Genomic DNA, 18,523 nt, shown 5'->3' with positions numbered 1-18,523 from the left:
CCGCGGTTTAGTTGATTTGAAGTCAAAAGATGTAAAGAAGGTAGTCTATTGTAGCGCGGCCTTCTCTGTTTAAAATCATAGAATGGCGAGAATGCCTTCGTTTTTACGCGTTTTATTGGCAAAAGTGAACCGCTAAGTAGTAAATTTTCATCATTTTGTGGCACGTCTGGCCAGTGAACTGTGATGGTCTCGCTAGAGTGGTGGTGAAAAATCCGGCACCATAGCCTTTCTCAATAACAAGGAGTGTGTGATGCCGCATTTAATCATGGAATACACAGAATCGGTTTCTGAACGAGTGAACATCGATCAGGTGGTGGAGGCCTTACATCAAGCTGCCATCGCCAGTGAGGTGTTTGAGCCGGCGGCGCTAAAGTCGCGAGCCGTGCCTTGCGGCGTATGGCGGGTTGGAGAACAAGCCGACCGTGGTGATTTTATTCATGTCGAATTTCGTTTGCTCGATGGGCGAACTGTGGCGCAAAAGCAAGCCATTAGCCAAGCGCTGGTTGACGTGTTATCCCGCCATGCTAGTCACGTGAGCAGTTTGACGGTTGAAATTCGTGATATGGAAACCAAAAGCTACAGCAAGCGGGTCGCGTCAGCGGTGGTTTGACCGATGATAAAGCGGTAACGGGTGGATGCTCCACCCGAGCCGGTTTGGACGTTATTCGCCAGCGCGTGCGCTTTGTCGTGCGGCTTGGCCGACGCGAAAGTCCATGATCTCAGCGTTGTGGCTACGTAGCGATTCGGGTGATTCAAAGGCGGTGGCAAAGCGTGAGTATTGCTTTGACAGCGCTTGAAATAACATGACGTTCACGTGCAGTGGGTTTTTGCCATGTTCTATCACGCGGTTGATGTGGCTTAGCATGGCGTGGAGCTGTGGTTGCGTGGCATGTGAGGCATTGGCAATCACTTCTTCACTCATCTTGAGGCGCAAAGCTTCTAAAGCTTTTGGATCGGACTGGGCCAAAGCGGCCAGTTCATCAAAAGAAGGTAGCGTCTTCATAAGTTACTCCTTTGTACGCCGTCGGTCAGATGACCGCATTACCAAGGCGTATGAATAACTATGAGTCGGGGGCGTGGGGGGATCAAATTCAGGGTGTCTGAGCCACTTGGCGCTCTGAACGGGAAAGCAGACTGTGGCACAAACAATCCCCTGAAAAATGACCGCTTTTTAGTGCTTATTTTTAACTATAAAAATACAATGGGTTACCGTATGCACCCCAGCAAAGGGGCGCAACGACTTACCAATAGTGCTCGGTGGTAATGTTACCGGGCTTACGGCGTAGGTTTTTGCTTAATCCTTTGCCTTCCAAAATGCTCTTCACTTCTTTGACCATCGCCGGGTTCCCGCACAGCATCACTTGACTATGGTCCGGCTGAAGCGGCAGCCCAACCACACGCTCGAGCAAGCCATCTTCCAACGCATGGGTGATCCGTCCAGAAAGGGCGCCCGCGGTGGGCTCGCGACTCACGAACGGTTGGACGACTAACTGATCGGGGTATTTTTCTTGCAGTGCGTTGATGCGCGCTTGATAGGTCAGATCCGCCGCGAATCTTACCGCATGCACCAAGATAACCTTTCTAAACCGTGACCAAACGTCCCCTTGCTCCATAATCGACAGATAAGGACCAATGGCGGTACCGGTGGCGAGCATCCACAAGTGTTGGCCTTGCGGCACTTCATCCAAGGTAAAGTAGCCCGCGGGATCTTTAGTGATCATCACGGTTTCACCCGGCTCTAGCGCATGCAGTCGCGGCGACATGAGTCCATCGGCGACACGTGTGGCATAGACTTCGTGATACTTACTTTGAGGAGGGTTAACAAACGAGTAGGCGCGTTGAATGAGTTTACCGTCGATCTCCATCCCCAGTTTTGTAAACTGGCCGGCGGTAAAGGGTTCAATAGGGGCGGATAACACCAGGCTGAAGAGATCCTTCGTCCAATGTTGGTTCTCCACAACTTCAGCCTTGATCCAAGTGGCCATATTACCTCCTCACGTCTTTTCTCCGATTCGATATGTACAGCGACGTTGCCCGGACACGATGTGCTCTTCGCGCTCGATACGGTAAGCGTTACCTAAAAGGCGTTGAAATAATTGTATTTCTGAACGGCAAAGCGCCGGACACGTTTTGGCTGCGTGGCAGATAGGGCAGTGATGTTCAATCAATATGTAGTCGGCGCCATCCTGTTGGAGCTCGGCCATATACCCCTCGCTCTCTCTAAGATACGCCAAGGTTTGCAATTTAGCCTCTAAATTATCGCAATCTTTTAGTGCATCTTGATATTGCGCAAGGGTTCGCGCTTCTCGTTGCGCGATCACTTTTTCGACGCCTTGCTCGCCAAACACGTCTTGGACGGAGTCAATCAAGGTGATCGACAGATCGTTATGACTATCTGCAAAACGGCTATGACCACTAGCGGTGAGCGACCAGTGGCGGGTGGGGCGGCCCACTTTGGCGCGCACATCTTCGAAATCAACCAGCCCTTCTCGCTCAAGGCTCTGTAAGTGTTGGCGCACGCCCATCGTGGTCATCCCCAGCGATTGCGCGAGGGTTTTTGCGCTGACACTGCCTTCTCGTTTAAGGGTATCGAGAATGCGATCGGTAGACTTGATGGTAGTGATAGTGATTACCCCAATACGCTGCCCAGCAGCACACAACTAAATAAAGCAAAGTGTTTATAAAAGGGTAATCGAAATCAATCCACTTGACCAGTGAGGGCAGCACATTGGCTGCCCGCTGAGTTATAAGATGTGATGCTTGATGGCGTCGTCTTTGCGGCTTAAATAGTGGGTCGAGTGGATGCGGCGTATGGTACGACATTGACCGCGTACCACCAGGGTTTCTGTGGTGGCCAGATCGCCTTGGCGACTAATGCCATCTAGCAAGTCCCCTTTGGTGATCCCAGTGGCGGCAAAGACAACGTTATCGCTGCTCGCCATGTCGGATAACGTCAGTACTTGGTGGGCTTGGATCCCCATTTCTTGGCAACGGGCTAATTCTTGCTCACCAAAAGCGCGGTTTTCTGGGGTATCGTCTTTGACTTCGTGGCGAGGGAGCAAACGTCCTTGCATGTCGCCGCCTAAGGCGCGAATAACGGCGGCTGACACCACACCTTCCGGCGCACCGCCAATGCCGACCATCACATCTACTTCGCTTTCCGGCATGCAGGTAAGAATTGAGGCGGCCACGTCGCCATCGGGAAAGGCGAAAACTCGGATCCCGCGTTGCTGCATAGTGGCGATGATGGCGTCATGACGAGGCTTTGCCAAGGTGGCGACGACCAGCGTATCTAGGGTTTTACCTAGGGCGATGGCGATATTTTCTAAGTTCTCGAGCAGGGGCTTGTGCAGATCAATGGCACCTTTGGCGCCCGGTCCCACTACCAGTTTTTCCATGTACATATCCGGCGCTTTTAAAAAGCTACCTTTCTCGCCGGCGGCCAGTACCGCCAGGGCATTCGCTTGCCCCATGGCCGTCATGCGTGTGCCTTCAATCGGATCGACGGCAATATCGACCGCGTCGCCGCCCAAGCCGACTTGTTCGCCGATATAGAGCATCGGCGCGTCGTCAATTTCGCCCTCGCCAATCACAATTTCACCATCAATCTCGGTGAGGTTCAGTAAGGTGCGCATCACGGCAACGGCTGCACCATCCGCTGCATTTTTATCGCCACGGCCTAGCCATTTATAACCGGCAAGGGCGGCGCCTTCGGTGACACGAGAGAAAGCCAGTGCGAGATCGCGTTTCATGAGTACTCCAAGATAAAAGCCACAAAAACTGGTCAGCCCAGTGAGCGCGCGCCAGTTTACCAGAAATAGAAAACGTTTGCGTACGCCTGTGAGCAGAGGATGTGTGGAAATACACGTCAGGCGGATCAGGAATAACACCAAATATGCTGGATTTTTGTGCACTTGTGCGTTGGCAAGGCGCGAGAACAGTGGCAGTCTAGCGTGCGCTCGGTACAATAACAGCGGGGTGCACAATCACGTTGCACGGGTTGCTGCTGATGTCAGTAGTAACGGGATCAATCGTCAGAAATAAGGTGGCCTTGATGTCATTGGAAGTATTAGAACAACTCGAAGCAAAAGTACAAATGGCGGTGGATACCATTTCGCTGCTGCAAATGGAAATCGAAGAGCTGAAAGAAAAGAATGAAGCGCTAGAGCGTGATGCAGCCTCGGTGAAAGAAAGCCGTGAAAGCCTCGAGCAAGAAAACGCCAAACTGCGTGAAGAGCAAGAAGCGTGGCAAAACCGTATTCGTAGCTTGCTGGGCAAGATTGAGAACGTCGAATAAACAAAAACAGAGCCGATTGGCTCTGTTTTTCTATCCGCGTGAGGCGACGTATTAGTCGTCGTCTTCCTCGTCATCAACGTCGAAGCTGTCCATGGTGAGCGCGTCGGGTGAGAGGATCACGCCAGTCGTATCTGCATAGACATGATCGTCCGGGAGGAAAGTCACACCGCCAAAGTTGACGGGAACGTCGGTTTCCCCTGTGCCTTGTTCATCCGCGCCGACCGGAATCGATGCCAGTGCTTGAATACCGATATCAAGCTCATCAATAGTATCGACATCACGGACGCAGCCATACACAATCATACCTGCCCAATCGTTATCAGCAGCAAGCTGTGCAATTTCGCCATCAATCAACGCACGGCGCAGTGAGCCACCGCCATCAATCAACATGATCCGTTGCTGACCGTCTTGTTCAGCAAGCTCGCGGATAAGGCCATTATCCTCAAAGCATTTAACGGTTGTAATCTGGCCACCAAACGCACTGCGGCCCCCGTAAGAGCTAAACATTGGCTCCACGACATCCACTTGGTCAAGATACATGTCGCATAGTTCCGAGGTATTGTATTCCATAGTCTAACTTCTTGTTGAGGCAGAAAAAGGCTGACAACATGCGGTTGCCAACAAGGCTAGTCCAAGTATAACGGGCCGATAAGGCTTTGCAATGCAAAAGGGGACAATCTGTGCCCTGATTACACCAACAGCATACCGGTCATAAAAAGGCCATTGGTGACCAGCGCACAACGTACCATGTTTCCCATCATGGGGCGCAATGCGGTGGCGCTTGCGGCTTGATACACTTCACGGCCATGGCGAATCAATAAGGGAACGCCGGCGAGAAACAACCATCCCAGCCAAGCTTGGAAGGTGAGCGCGGCAAACAGCGAATAGCAAACGACAGCACTGGCAAGCAAAATCACATGATACTGACGGCCGCGATGTGGGCCTAACCGCACCACAAGCGTATGTTTGCCACAGGCGCGATCGTTATCAATGTCGCGTAGATTATTGATGTTGAGCACTCCCACTGCGAGTAAGCCGCAAGCGGTGGCGGGGAGGATAACTAGCGAGTCAATGTGTCCAACTTGTAAATAGTAGGTCCCAGCGACACCCAGCCAACCGAAAAACATCAACACGGAGAGATCCCCCAGCCCACGATAGCCATAGGGTTTATTGCCCACGGTGTAGGTAATGGCCGCCACAATGGCCATGACACCGAGTAGCAGAAAACTGACGATATCAGTGGGTTGTTGGCAGGCAATGGCAATTAAACTGCCGCCACTGATGAGCGTGAGTAGTACGTTGAGGATGAGTGCACGCCGCATGGTGGCAACACTCACGTGTCCTGACTGAATGGCGCGCATCGGGCCCAGGCGCGCGGCGTTATCTGTCCCTTTCACCGCATCGCCATAATCATTGGCGAGGTTAGACAAGATCTGCAGTAATAACGCGGTGACCAAGGCCATGGCGCTAATCGACCAAGAAAGACGCCCTTGTGAAGCGGCGACCGCGCTGCCACATAAAATAGAGGTAATGGCAAGGGGCAAGGTCTTGGGCCGAGCGGCATCAAGCCAAATAGCCAAAGTGGATTGAGTCATACAGACACTCTCGACGAAAAGACAATATCGCCATTATCGCTTAAGCGTGTAAGTGGGCAACGGGCAGGGTGAGGAAATTCGACTTCCGTTTGCGTCAGCGCAAACTTTTATGCAAAAAAGGGCAGCGTTTGCTGCCCTTGATATCGGTGTGGATTAGAGAATAAAGCGGCTGAGATCTTCGTCATCCACCAGCTCTTCAAGGTGGCTACGCACGTACTCGGCATCCACTGTCACGCTTTGACCGGCGCGCTCGCTGGCTTCGTACGAGACGTCTTCCATCAAACGCTCCATCAGTGTATGCAGACGACGAGCACCGATGTTTTCGGTTTTCTCGTTCACGCGCCAAGCGGCAGAGGCGAGCTCATCGATACCACTTTCTTCAAACGCCAGATCAATCTCTTCGGTTTTCAGCAAGGCGGTATATTGCTGGGTGAGCGAGGCGTTTGGCTCGGTGAGGATACGCTTGAAGTCATGAGTTGATAGGGCTTCAAGCTCAACACGGATGGGCAGACGGCCTTGCAGCTCTGGGATCAGATCAGACGGACGTGACACTTGGAATGCGCCTGAAGCGATAAACAGGATATGATCAGTTTTGATCATGCCGTGTTTGGTCGAGACCGTACTGCCTTCCACTAACGGCAATAGATCACGTTGCACCCCTTCGCGCGATACGTCACCGCCGCTGGTGTTACCGGATTTACAAATCTTATCGATTTCATCAATAAAGACGATGCCATTGTTTTCCACCGCATGAATGGCTTGCTCTTTGATGTCATCATGATTGACCAGCTTGGCCGCTTCCTCTTCGGTCAACACCTTCATCGCGTCTTTGATTTTCATCTTGCGCTTTTTGGTGGTGTTGCCTGCCAAGTTTTGGAACATGCCTTGTAGCTGGTTGGTCATTTCTTCCATGCCAGGAGGCGACATAATCTCAACGCCCATTTGGGGGGCGGCAACGTCGACTTCCACTTCTTTATCGTCGAGTTTGCCTTCACGCAGTTTTTTGCGGAAGTTTTGACGGGTAGAAGAGTCTTCCTGACTGGCTTCATTTTGCCCCCAAGCGTCACGGGCGGGTGGCAGTAAGATGTCGAGGATGCGCTCTTCCGCTTGCTCTTCAGCGCGGAATTTCACTTTCTCCATCGCTTGCTGTTGGGTCATGTTCATCGCCACATCCGCGAGATCGCGAATAATGGTTTCCACTTCTTTACCCACATAACCGACTTCGGTGAACTTGGTCGCTTCGACTTTAATGAAAGGCGCATTGGCAAGGCGTGCCAGACGGCGAGCAATCTCGGTTTTACCCACACCCGTCGGGCCAATCATAAGGATGTTTTTCGGCGTGACTTCCGCACGCAGATCTTCTGGCAGCTGCATACGGCGCCAGCGGTTACGCAGTGCGATCGCCACCGCACGTTTGGCTTTATCTTGGCCGATAATATGGCGGTCAAGCTCATGCACAATTTCGCGTGGAGTCATTTCAGACATGACAAATCCTGTTATTTACTCTCGAGTTCTTCGATGGTGTGATGCTGGTTGGTGAACACACAAATGTCACCAGCGATCGCGAGGGCTTTTTCGGCAATTTCTCGGGCGCCTAGCTCTGTATTTTCGAGCATGGCGACGGCGGCGGCTTGGGCAAAGTTGCCACCTGAGCCAATCGCAATGAGATCACGCTCAGGCTCAACCACATCGCCGTTACCAGTGATGATCAGTGACGCGGTTTCATCCGCCACCGCCAACAAGGCTTCGAGCCGGCGTAGGGCGCGATCGGTGCGCCATTCTTTGGCGAGTTCAACCGCCGCTTTGGTGAGATGGCCTTGATGCAATTCGAGTTTGCGTTCAAAGCGCTCAAATAGGGTGAAGGCATCCGCCGTACCGCCAGCAAAACCAGCTAATACTTGGCCGTTATATAAACGGCGAACTTTGCGTGCATTGCCTTTCATGACAGTGTTACCAAGGGAGACTTGGCCATCGCCAGCAATGACCACTTTACCTTCGCGGCGAACGGAGACGATTGTAGTCACGGGAACCTCTTTGTTTGTTTCTGGTGCACCAGATGGGTGATTACCTTAAGAGTTTGGGCCGCGGATGAGGGTTTTCAAGGGGAGTGGTAATATTTCCTCGCGCTGTCTTACCACCGATGCCTTACCGGTCCGACTAAAAAACGGACCGGTAGAGCAGGACAAACGGATTATTCCCAATACCAGATGGCGCAGGGTTCGATACCCGCACGGCGCAGCATGTTGCGATCCCGCTCAGCTTGACGTTTACGCGGGTAGGGGCCGAGCACCACACGGTACCACGCGCCTTTTTCGCCTTGGCTGACCTTGATTTGGCTTTCAAGACCTTGAAACGCAATCATCGCTTTACGCTCACTGGCTTGTTCGCGACTGCGGTACGCGCCACATTGCATCAGATACGGACGGGTTGATTGGGGAATCTCTTTCGCTTCAACCTCCACCTTTTTGCTTTCCAGCTCTTCGATGTAGCTCCATTTTTCTTTGGGCTTTTCAGGCAAGGTGCTCTTCGGTTGCGGCTTCGCCGGCGCAGTGGGTTGCTGAGGATGCGCAGGCGCCGGTGTATCGGTTTGGCTCAAAAGGTATAAACCATAGCCAAACGCGCCCACGAGCGCGATCGCAAGCAGTGCCCATTTGAGTGGGAAACCTTTACGAGCCGGTGGTTGGCGACGGGAGTTTTTTTTGCGTGGCGCTTTGCCACGTTTGACGTAATCACGAGTTGCCACAGCAAATAATCGAATCAAGAAGCCAGTAAAGCGCTCATGTTACTGGCTTCAACCCGTGCTGACTAGTCTTACTATCGAGACGGTGGCGCGACACTCTCACGGATCACTAATTTGGCATCCAGTAAGCGAGAGCCGGCGTTCACATCTCGTCCGCGTAAGATACTGAGTAACATCAGCATTGCTTGACGACCAATGTCATAGCGAGGCTGTGATACCGTGGTAAGCGGTGGATCGCAGTACTCAGCGAATTGAATGTCATCAAAGCCGACAATAGAAATATCTTGCGGTACACGCATGCCCAAGCGTTTTGCCTGCTGCATGGCACCCACTGCCATCACATCACAATGACAGAATACGGCGGTGGGGGGTTCAGGCAGGGATAACAGGCTTGTCATGGCGCGAGCTCCAGATGCAAAACTGAAATCCCCAGTCACACTGTAGGCGGGGTTAACCGTGATCCCAGCTCGGCGCAGTGCTTGCTGGTAGCCTTGGGTGCGGAACTGTGTCAGTGCCGTATGAGTTGCACCGGTAATGTTGGCAATACGGGTATGCCCCACTTGGGTGAGGTAGTTGACTGCCTCGAATGCCGCGGTGAGGTTATCGATATGCACGGTGGGCAACTCGAGCTCTGGCGCATATTCACAGGCCATCACCAAAGGGGGAAGATTCTTTTGCTCTGGCTTGCTGACATCAAATGGGACATCCGTGCCCAAGAGCAGCATGCCGTCGGCTTGCTTGGTAAAGACTAAATTCACAAAGGAGTTTTCACGGTTTTGCTGCTGGGCGCTGTCGCCAAGCAACACCAAGTAGCCGTGTTCCATCGCCGCTTCTTCGATACCGCGAATGATCTCACTAAAGTAGGGATCGCAGATATCCGGAATGATCGCGACAATGGTCTTAGACTCATTGCGGCGAAGATTGCGCGCGAGTGAATTGGGGGAGTAACCAGCTTCAACCACAGCCTGTTCGACCTTCTTACGCGTGGATGCTGACACCTTTTCAGGGTTCATCAGTGCGCGCGAGACCGTGGCAGTAGATACACCGGCAATGTGGGCAACGTCCTTCATTGTCGCCATAATGACAGTCCTCTTGTTGTCTGAGTTAGTCAGATCAGTAAGTTATTCACTCCTCTGACCTGTCTAGGATGCGTCAATTTGCGAAGGTATTCTACCTAGGCTTGGCCCATATAAATACGAACAAGCTAACACTTATTGCAAAGAAATCGTGATCTACGTCGCTTTAATGCAAGGGAATGTTAAGAAAGGTCTTGCGGCTCAACATCTAATGACCATCTAACTTTGCGTGACAAGGGCAATTGTTGGATGACGGGCAAGGCAACGGTGAGCCATTGTTGCATCACTTTTCGTGACGGTGCTTGGATCAGCAGTTGCCAGCGATAACGCCCTGCGCGTCGCGCCATCGGCGCAGGCATCGGCCCCATAATGTGTACCTCATCATGTTGAATGGGTGAGGCGGCCAAGGTTTGTCGGACTTGCTGTAAAAATTGCTGCACGCTGTTGTCCTCATGCCCTTCGGCACGAAACAGGCTTAAAAAGGTGTAAGGGGGCAGCCACGCTTGGCGACGTTCTGCCAATGCAGAGTCAGCAAACGCCTGATAACCCTTGTGGATCAGCGCTTGAATGAGACTGTGCTCAGGGTGGTGGGTTTGCAAAATCACCGTACCGGGTTTGCTGGCGCGGCCAGCTCGTCCCGCGACTTGTACCATCAGTTGGGCGAGACGCTCTGGGGCACGGAAGTCATTACTGAACAAGGCGCCATCTACATCGACAAGCGCCACTAAGGTGACATTGGGAAAGTGGTGACCCTTCGCAAGCATTTGGGTGCCGAGTAAGATTTGGTACTCACCTTTTTCGATGCCAGCGAGATAGCTCTCTAAGCTGCCTTTGCGTCGGGTATTGTCGCGATCGATACGGACCGTATTGTAGTCGGGAAACAGTTCGCCCAGCTGGGCTTCGAGTTGCTCGGTCCCCACGCCCACACTGATCAGCTGTGTCGAACCACAATCCCCACATTGGGGCGGCACGCGTTTTTGATGCCCGCAATGGTGGCAGCGTAACTCTTGATGTTGTTGGTGGAGGGTGTAGTAGGCATCACAGCGTTGACAACTGGCGAGCCAGCCACATTCGTGACACATCATTGCAGGCGCATAACCACGGCGGTTTAAAAACAACATCACCTGAGTTCCCTGCTGAAGATGCTGACGCATTTCGGCAATTAAGGGCGCCGATAAGCCCGCCTCAAGATGGTGGCCTTTGATGTCGAGCACCCCTTGACGGGCGGTGACTGCATTGCCCGGACGTTGGGTTAAGCGTAAGTATTGGTATTTTCCCGTTTGTGCATTGTGTAGCGTTTCCAATGACGGTGTTGCCGAACCGAGCACCACAGGTATCTTTTCTTCATGACCGCGCATTACCGCCAGATCGCGTGCATGGTAGCGAAAGCTGTCTTGCTGCTTATATGAGGGGTCGTGCTCTTCATCAATAATGATGATGCCAAGCTTCGCCATCGGGGTGAAAAGTGCTGATCGTGTTCCAATCACAATTGCAGCTTGATTGTCGCGAGCCGCCAGCCACGCGTTCAGTCTCTCGGTATCATTAAGCCCCGAATGCATTACGGTAACCGGGACGTTAAAGCGGCGTTCGAATCGGCGGATGGTCTGCGGGGTGAGGCCAATTTCGGGCACCAATATTAACGCCTGCTCGCCACGAGATAATACCGGCTCTAAGACGTTTAAATACACTTCGGTTTTGCCCGAGCCGGTAATACCTTCCAAAAGCACACAGGCAAAGCCATCGCTGGCGTTGATGGTGGCAACGGCCATGGCTTGTTCATGGTTCAGTGAGGGCTTGTCTTCACTGATGGCAAAATGTCGTGCCCAAGCTTTGCCTTCAAGCGGTGGGGTGTAAGGCGCGATCCAGCCTTTGTCCACCAAGGTATTAATCACAGCGGGGGTAATGTCTTGCTCCACGAGGTCGGCATGCGGGGTAGGGCCGTGAGTGAGCAGGGTTAACACACGCGCTTGCTTTGGCGCGCGGGTAAGCCCGGTCACCGGTTGATTCTGTCCGGCTTCGGTCAATTGCCACCATTTTTGCTGCTTGAGCGCTGCGGGTCGACCTTTACGCAGTAGCGTCGGCATCACGGCGCCCATCGCATCGCCAAGTGGATGATGATAAAAGCGACTTGCCCACTGCAACAGATGATAGACGGCAGGAGTCCAAAGTGGCGCGTCATCCAATACCTCAGTGATCGCCTTGACTTGATGGGCGGCAACACTAGGTGTGGTGGTGATGGCAGTGACAATGCCGACCTTATGCTGGCGACCAAAAGGCACCTTCACACGTGCTCCCACCACAGGGACGTGTTCGGTGATCCGGTAATCAAAAGTTTTCGCCAGCGGGACCGGTAAGGCCACTTGTGCAAACTGTTCCATCACAACATCTTATCGGCTAACAAGACGCTCAGTGTAACGGCTTGACCCAGGTAGGCAAAGCCTTGTTGTTGGATACGAGGTGATGGGCGACTGCACAAAAAAGTTGCGAAATCGAGGTCGCTTGATTAGAATTGCGCGCCTTAGAAAATGTTTGTTAACGACGTGTGGTGCCCGGCTTAGGATCGGGAGAGCGACACGGCCTTCACTATGAGGTTATCCCTATGAAAGCTGGTATCCATCCAGAGTACAAAGCTGTCACTGCTAAGTGTTCTTGCGGTAACGAATTCGCGTTCAACACCACTCTTGGTAAAGACATCAACCTAGACGTGTGTGACAAATGTCACCCATTCTACACTGGTAAGCAACGTATCGTTGACACCGGTGGCCGTGTTGACCGCTTTAAGAAGCGTTTCGGTGCCCTTAGCAGCAAAAAATAAGCCGCTAATAGCCGAATGCGAAAAAGGGGTGCGAAAGCGCCCCTTTTTTGATCCCGTCGTCACCTTTTTAACGTCGAGAGGTCGGAGGTTAACGTTCGGGGCCGTTTTGGACTGGTGGACGTTTAGCCACTGCGTTAACATCTTCTATCTTGCTCGAATCTACCCTGTGGTTTGAGTATAGCGTTGCTGATATCAGCAGCCTTCCCAGCTGATATTGGTGCATCCCTTCACGATAATAACTAGGAACACTACATGTCGGACGATAAACGCCAGCAAGCGCTGGATTATCATGCATACCCTACTCCCGGAAAAATCTCTGTTGAATTGAGCAAGCCTGCTGACTCGGCGGCGGATCTGGCGTTGGCATACAGCCCAGGCGTTGCAGAGCCGGTCCGTGAAATCGCTCAGAACCCAGACGCTGTGTATCAATATACCGCAAAGGGCAACATGGTTGCGGTGATCTCAAACGGTACCGCCATTTTGGGATTGGGTAACTTAGGGCCAATGGCCTCAAAGCCCGTCATGGAAGGTAAAGCTTTATTGTTCAAGCGTTTTGCTGGCTTGGACTCGATCGACATTGAAGTCAAACACCGTACTATCGATGAATTCGTGGATACCGTTGCGAACATCGCGGATACCTTTGGCGGTATCAACCTTGAAGACATCAAAGCGCCGGATTGCTTTGAAATTGAAAAGCAGCTGATTGAACGTTGTGAAGTGCCTGTTTTTCACGATGATCAGCACGGTACCGCGATTGTTACCGCGGCGGGTATGCTGAATGCCCTTGAGCTGCAAGGCAAAGATATTCGTGAAGCCACCATTGTGTGCCTCGGTGCTGGTGCAGCGGCTGTTGCCTGCATGGAGCTATTGATCAAATGTGGCGCGCAACGCGAAAAAATCTACATGCTGGATCGCAAAGGCGTGATCCACACCCGTCGTGACGACATCAATAAGTACAAGCAATTGTTTGCCAACAATACCGACAAACGTACCCTCGAAGATGTGATTGAGGGCGCCGATTTGTTTGTGGGTGTGTCAGGGCCAGACTTGCTCTCGCCAGAGGCATTAAAACTGATGGCCGATAAGCCGGTTGTTTTTGCCTGCTCGAACCCAGACCCTGAAATTAATCCAGAGGTCGCGCATCAAGTCCGTGATGATTTGATCATGGGAACAGGGCGCTCGGATTATCCAAACCAAGTCAACAACGTACTCTGCTTCCCGTTTATTTTCCGTGGCGCGTTGGATGTGCGTGCCAGTGAAATTAATGATGCAATGAAACTGGCAGCCGTCGAGGCGATCCGTGGTTTGGCGAAAGAGCCTGTCCCACAGTCGGTATTGGACGCGGCAGGTGTTGATGCGCTGCATTTTGGCCCGGATTACATTATTCCTAAGCCAATGGATGCACGCTTATTGCCACGCGTGGCTCGCGCGGTGGCACTTGCAGCGGTTGAAACTGGCGTCGCCCGTATCGAGATGCCAGACAACTATATGCTCGACAAGGCGTAATATGCTCGACAAGGCATAATGCATGAGCGTTAGGAAAATCGCAGTGCCATAAAGCCTGAGAAGGCTGTACCGAGCACCTATGATGACAGAAAACCCGCCAATCGGCGGGTTTTTTTAGTATTCGCTATCGTCGAACTCGATACCTAGTTCTTTCATGATCTGACGCGCTTCAGCAGGAATGCTGTCAGGCTTGTCTTTGCGAATATCGTCATCGGTTGGCAATGGCTGGCCGGTATAAGCATGCAAAAATGCTTCACACAGCAGCTCACTGTTGGTCGCGTGACGCAGGTTATTAACCTGACGGCGTGTCCGCTCGTCAGTGAGAATTTTTAAAACTTTAAGTGGGATAGAAACGGTGATTTTTTTCACCTGCTCCTTTTTCTTACCATGCTCGGCATACGGATTAATGTAATCGCCGTTCCACTGCGCCATGTCTCACCTATCTTGATTATTGAATACCCAGAATGATGCTGCGGAGATTCTAGCTATATTAACCGCCACATGCAAAGCTGTATAGACGTCTAGAAGTGTTGACGTCTCAAAAAGTGCAGGGTAAGGTGAGGATAACAACGCTGGCTCGCGCACCACATCGCAAGGATGAACCATGACCCGAAAAAAAACTGACACCATCGCTGTAAGAACTGGCATTGGCACCGACACGCAACATCATGCGGTGGTTCCCCCTTTATATCTCTCGACCAATTATCGCTTTCCTGCGTTTGGGGATGTGCCCACCTATGACTATGCACGCGGAGGGAATCCGACCCGCGCCCAGCTAGAGCAAGCATTGACTGACTTAGAAGGCGGCGCAGGTGCGGTGGTAACCAACTGCGGGATGGCCGCGATTAATTTGGTGTTATCGCTATTGAATGCGGGTGACAAAATTGTGGCCCCACATGACTGTTATGGTGGCACGTACCGCTTGCTTGAGTCCCGAGCCAAGCAGGGAATTTGGCAGGTTAAATTTGTCGATCAATCCGACCCAGACGCCTTGGCGAGCGCCTTGGCAGAATCGCCAAAGTTGGTACTGGTGGAAACCCCATCGAACCCCTTGCTGCGCGTGGTCGATATTGCTGATATTTGCCAGCAAGCGCATCAAGTCGGCGCTTGGGTGGTGGTCGACAACACTTTTTTATCTCCCGCTTTACAGCAACCTCTTGCGCTAGGGGCCGACATGGTGGTGCATTCGACCACCAAATTTATTAATGGCCATTCTGATATTGTCGGTGGCGCGGTGATCGCAGCAACCAGTGAGCTTGCCGAAACCTTAGCGTGGTGGGGCAACTGTATAGGCGCCACGGGCAACGCGTTTGACAGTTATATGACATTGCGAGGGTTGCGTACCTTAGGCGCACGGGTTAAACAACACCAGCAAAACACGCAAGCGGTACTCGCCTATCTGCAAACGGTTCCTGCTGTGCGCCAACTCTATTATCCGGGACTCGCTACCCATCCGGGTCACGAAATTGCTGCCCGTCAGCAATCAGGCTTTGGTAGTATGCTGAGCTTGGAATTGGATACCGACAGTGACGGGGTGGCGCGTTTTATCGCAGGCCTTTCGCTATTTGCTTTAGCAGAGTCGTTAGGCGGTGTAGAAAGCTTGGTCACACACCCAGGCTCCATGACACATCGGGCGATGAGTGATGTGGCGCAAGCGGAAGCGGGTATCGCACCGACTTTGCTGCGCTTTTCAATCGGACTGGAAGATGCGGATGATCTCATCGCGGATTTGGCCCACGCTTTTGCGGCATTAGCCGCGTAACCTGAACAACGTTACGGCGCTGTTCCTTGCTTTACCCTGATATTTGGTTAGACAAAGAGAGACCTTGTCATGCATGCGCAATCGACGGAGACGTCCCCTGAATCACAACGACAACTTCATAAATTTGGCGGCAGCAGCTTGGCGTCGCCCGCCTGCTATCGTCGGGTTGTCGATGTATTGACCGCCCACGCGGGCCGCCAAGATTTGATTGTGGTCTCCGCGGCAGGCAAAACCACTAACCAATTGATTGCCTATTTGGCTCAGCTCAACAAAGACGGTCGCCTCGCCCATGAAACGCTACAGACCTTGCGCGGCTTTCAGCAAGATTTAATTGAAAATCTGATTGATGGTGAAGATAAGCAGCGCCTTGTCGATGCCTTGTATACAGACATCGCCACGATTGCGACCTTGGGTGAGGGCGCGCTGACTGACGCAGATAAGGCGCGTATTCAAGGGTTTGGCGAGGTATGGTCGGCACGCTTACTGGCGAGCTTGCTTAGCCAGCACCAGCAACCGGCTGTGATGTTGGACTCACGTCTGTGTCTACGTGCAGAGCGAGCAGCGCAGCCAGAAGTTGATCGGGGAGCGTCTTGGCCATTGCTGAACAACCAGTTATCCCAATATGCCCACACCCAAGTGGTGATCACGGGCTTTATGGCACAAAACCAAGCGGGAGAAACCGTGCTGCTTGGCCGCAATGGGTCCGATTACTCGGCAACCATTTTAGGCGCACTGGCTGGGGTGAGTCGGGTGACGATTTGGAGTGATGTGGCAGGGGTGTACAGTGCCGACCCGCGTCACGTGGACAATGCTTGTTTGTTGCCTTTGATTCGATTGGATGAGGCGGCTGAGCTGGCACGTCTTGCTGCCCCTGTGCTACATAGCCGCACCTTACAACCGGTCGCGCAGAGTGCCACCGATCTCACCTTGCGCTGCACGCATGCACCTGATAGTGGCTCAACCCGTATCGAACGTGTGCTCGCCTCTGGGCGTGGTGCAAAGATCATTACGGCGCTAGATGATGTCTGCCTGTTGCAGTTTGATGTCGCACGCGGCCTCGACTTTCAGGCGTTTAAGCAGGAGCTAAGCCGCACCCTGACTCAGCTCAAGCTGCAACCTCTAGCTGTCGATTACCGTGATGACCAGCATCGCATTCAATTGGCATTCAGTGCAGAAGTGATCGATACCGTGATGGCACAGATTCAGGACGCGGGCTTGTCTGCGGAATTGCGTTTGCGTGAGGGCTTTAGCATGGTGGCGGCGGTGGGGGCCGGTGTGGTCAATAACCCCGTCCATTGCCACGGCTTTTACCAACAGCTAAAAGCACACCCTGTCGAGTTTATGAGTGAGTCGGCGTCTGGGCTTAGCTTGGTTGCGATTTTGCGTCAAATGCAGACCCAAGCCTTGGTGGCGGGGATGCACGATGCCCTGTTTCAGGCTCAGCGCCGCATCGGTTTGGTGTTAGTGGGAAAAGGTAACATTGGTACCCGCTGGCTCAGTCTCTTTGCCGAGCAAAAAACAGCGCTGGAGAAGCGCCATGGTAAAGGTGTCTCATTGATCTCTGTGGTGGATAGTCGCAACCAATGGTTGGATTTTGCCGGTATCGATCCTAGCCGTGTGTTAGACGGATTCGATGACAAAAGCGAGCCCTATTTTGATGACGAGTGGCTTACTCGCCTGCTCAATCATCCCTATGACGATGTGATTGTGTTGGACGTCACTGCCAGTGCATCCCTCGCATACTTGTATCCGCGCCTTGCTGAACATGGCTTTCATTTGATCTCGGCGAATAAAGAAGCGGGGGCGGCACCGGCAGAGCAATATCATGCTATTCAGCAGGCCTTTGCTAAAACCGGACGGCATTGGCTTTACAACGCGACCGTCGGGGCAGGGTTGCCGATTAACTACGCGGTGCAAGATTTACAGGAAAGTGGCGATCAGATCCTAGCCTTATCCGGCATTTTCTCCGGCACACTCTCGTGGCTATTTTTACAATTTAGCGGCGAGGTTCCGTTTAGCGTGTTGCTTGAGCAGGCTTGGCAGCAAGGATTAACCGAGCCTGATCCGCGTGAAGATCTCTCCGGCGCGGATGTGGTGCGCAAGCTGGTGATATTAGCGCGTGAGGCCGGTATGGCGTTAGAGCCGGAACAAGTGAAAGTGGAGTCGTTAGTGCCAGAGACGCTGCAAGCACTTTCTTTGGACGGTTTTTTAGATAACGCCAGCCAAATGGATGAGGTACTGCATGAACGTTTAATGAAGGCACAACGCGACCGCTCGGTGCTACGTTATGTGGCGCGTTTAGACGGCCAAGGTAAAGCGCAAGTCAGTTTAGAAACCCTGCCGGTTGAACACCCGCTGGCGCATCTGCTGCCGTGTGACAATGTATTTGCGATTGAAAGCCAATGGTATCGCGAAAATCCATTAGTCATTCGTGGCCCTGGCGCGGGGCGTGATGTCACTGCAGGCGCGATTCAATCCGATCTTAACCGTTTGATTGGACGTCTCCACTAGCTAGCGCATTTGTATCCCACGTTGACTAGGCTGCTCAATGATGCGTTGAGCAGCCTTTTTTCTGCCACGCATCAACGGCTTTTCCACCATACTGATCTCGACGGCCTGATTCATAACGTTATGAGTTTTTTTCATTAATGTATCGTTGACATTCTCGCCGGATAACGCCAATCTTTAGACATATAGACGTCTAAACGTATAAACCAAAACACACATCATAG

18 protein-coding genes are annotated in these 18,523 nt (G+C 52.5%); 6 read left to right on the top strand and 12 right to left on the bottom strand.

From position 1 onward, the window contains the following. Window positions 1-250: 250 nt before the first annotated feature. Window positions 251-610, top strand: coding sequence for a 5-carboxymethyl-2-hydroxymuconate Delta-isomerase (locus BZG82_RS03820; RefSeq protein WP_069590851.1), 360 nt, complete (start codon window positions 251-253; stop codon window positions 608-610). Between the two features lie 51 nt (window positions 611-661). On the opposite strand, the gene BZG82_RS03815 is transcribed toward BZG82_RS03820, so the two are convergent. The 4 genes from BZG82_RS03815 to glpX form a co-directional block, all read right to left on the bottom strand. After that, entirely contained in the window at window positions 662-1,003 is a 342-nt protein-coding gene (locus tag BZG82_RS03815) for a DUF3135 domain-containing protein (protein WP_077455092.1), read from the bottom strand. 238 nt (window positions 1,004-1,241) lie between these two features. Then, window positions 1,242-1,985, bottom strand: coding sequence for a ferredoxin--NADP reductase (locus BZG82_RS03810; protein ID WP_069590846.1), 744 nt, complete (start codon window positions 1,983-1,985; stop codon window positions 1,242-1,244). A gap of 9 nt (window positions 1,986-1,994) precedes the next feature. Further along, window positions 1,995-2,615, bottom strand: coding sequence for a helix-turn-helix transcriptional regulator (locus BZG82_RS03805; RefSeq protein WP_077455151.1), 621 nt, complete (start codon window positions 2,613-2,615; stop codon window positions 1,995-1,997). A 129-nt stretch (window positions 2,616-2,744) separates the two neighbouring features. Continuing rightward, window positions 2,745-3,752, bottom strand: a complete 1,008-nt coding sequence (glpX, locus tag BZG82_RS03800) for a class II fructose-bisphosphatase (RefSeq protein WP_077479520.1) — start codon at window positions 3,750-3,752, stop codon at window positions 2,745-2,747. 302 nt (window positions 3,753-4,054) lie between these two features. Here glpX and zapB point away from each other — a divergent pair, with 302 nt between their 5' ends. Next, complete coding sequence (gene zapB, locus BZG82_RS03795) at window positions 4,055-4,297, top strand: cell division protein ZapB (RefSeq protein ID WP_077765194.1); 243 nt, start codon at window positions 4,055-4,057, stop codon at window positions 4,295-4,297. 51 nt (window positions 4,298-4,348) lie between these two features. Here zapB and rraA read toward each other — a convergent pair whose 3' ends face one another. The 7 genes from rraA to priA all read right to left on the bottom strand — a co-directional run bounded on the left by rraA (window position 4,349) and on the right by priA (window position 12,089). Then, window positions 4,349-4,867, bottom strand: a complete 519-nt coding sequence (gene rraA, locus BZG82_RS03790; RefSeq protein ID WP_077765193.1) for a ribonuclease E activity regulator RraA — start codon at window positions 4,865-4,867, stop codon at window positions 4,349-4,351. Between the two features lie 119 nt (window positions 4,868-4,986). Further along, entirely contained in the window at window positions 4,987-5,892 is a 906-nt protein-coding gene (locus tag BZG82_RS03785) for a 1,4-dihydroxy-2-naphthoate polyprenyltransferase (protein ID WP_077479518.1), read from the bottom strand. Between the two features lie 153 nt (window positions 5,893-6,045). After that, window positions 6,046-7,377: an HslU--HslV peptidase ATPase subunit gene (gene hslU, locus BZG82_RS03780; RefSeq protein WP_077479517.1), complete on the bottom strand. Its 1,332-nt coding sequence runs from the start codon at window positions 7,375-7,377 to the stop codon at window positions 6,046-6,048. Between the two features lie 11 nt (window positions 7,378-7,388). Further along, window positions 7,389-7,916 (bottom strand): ATP-dependent protease subunit HslV, encoded by a 528-nt coding sequence (gene hslV, locus BZG82_RS03775; protein WP_069590834.1) that lies wholly within the window; start codon window positions 7,914-7,916, stop codon window positions 7,389-7,391. A gap of 167 nt (window positions 7,917-8,083) precedes the next feature. Beyond that, window positions 8,084-8,635 (bottom strand): SPOR domain-containing protein, encoded by a 552-nt coding sequence (locus tag BZG82_RS03770; protein ID WP_077662609.1) that lies wholly within the window; start codon window positions 8,633-8,635, stop codon window positions 8,084-8,086. 71 nt (window positions 8,636-8,706) lie between these two features. Further along, window positions 8,707-9,744: a DNA-binding transcriptional regulator CytR gene (cytR, locus tag BZG82_RS03765; protein WP_256369730.1), complete on the bottom strand. Its 1,038-nt coding sequence runs from the start codon at window positions 9,742-9,744 to the stop codon at window positions 8,707-8,709. Window positions 9,745-9,890: 146 nt separating this feature from the next. Next, window positions 9,891-12,089: a primosomal protein N' gene (gene priA, locus BZG82_RS03760; RefSeq protein WP_077765192.1), complete on the bottom strand. Its 2,199-nt coding sequence runs from the start codon at window positions 12,087-12,089 to the stop codon at window positions 9,891-9,893. Between the two features lie 218 nt (window positions 12,090-12,307). Here priA and rpmE point away from each other — a divergent pair, with 218 nt between their 5' ends. Both rpmE and BZG82_RS03750 read left to right on the top strand, forming a co-directional pair. Next, a complete protein-coding gene (gene rpmE / locus BZG82_RS03755; RefSeq protein ID WP_069590826.1) occupies window positions 12,308-12,523 on the top strand; it encodes a 50S ribosomal protein L31 in 216 nt (71 codons plus the stop codon). 252 nt (window positions 12,524-12,775) lie between these two features. Then, window positions 12,776-14,029, top strand: coding sequence for a malic enzyme-like NAD(P)-binding protein (locus tag BZG82_RS03750; protein WP_069590824.1), 1,254 nt, complete (start codon window positions 12,776-12,778; stop codon window positions 14,027-14,029). Window positions 14,030-14,143: 114 nt separating this feature from the next. Here the strand turns inward: BZG82_RS03750 and metJ are convergent, their stop codons facing one another. Beyond that, window positions 14,144-14,461: a met regulon transcriptional regulator MetJ gene (gene metJ / locus BZG82_RS03745; protein ID WP_069589843.1), complete on the bottom strand. Its 318-nt coding sequence runs from the start codon at window positions 14,459-14,461 to the stop codon at window positions 14,144-14,146. 172 nt (window positions 14,462-14,633) lie between these two features. On the opposite strand from metJ, the gene metB reads away from it, so the two are divergent. Both metB and BZG82_RS03735 read left to right on the top strand, forming a co-directional pair. Continuing rightward, window positions 14,634-15,791 carry a cystathionine gamma-synthase gene (gene metB, locus BZG82_RS03740; protein ID WP_077479515.1) on the top strand — a complete coding sequence of 386 codons (1,158 nt, stop codon included), beginning with the start codon at window positions 14,634-14,636 and terminating at the stop codon, window positions 15,789-15,791. Between the two features lie 69 nt (window positions 15,792-15,860). Beyond that, a complete protein-coding gene (locus BZG82_RS03735; RefSeq protein ID WP_077765191.1) occupies window positions 15,861-18,302 on the top strand; it encodes a bifunctional aspartate kinase/homoserine dehydrogenase II in 2,442 nt (813 codons plus the stop codon). The last annotated feature ends 221 nt before the right edge of the window (window positions 18,303-18,523 follow it).

The organism is Salinivibrio sp. PR5 (assembly GCF_001996085.1).
GTDB classification, from domain to species: Bacteria; Pseudomonadota; Gammaproteobacteria; order Enterobacterales; family Vibrionaceae; genus Salinivibrio; species Salinivibrio proteolyticus.
This window is presented reverse-complemented; position numbering and strand designations above follow the sequence as displayed.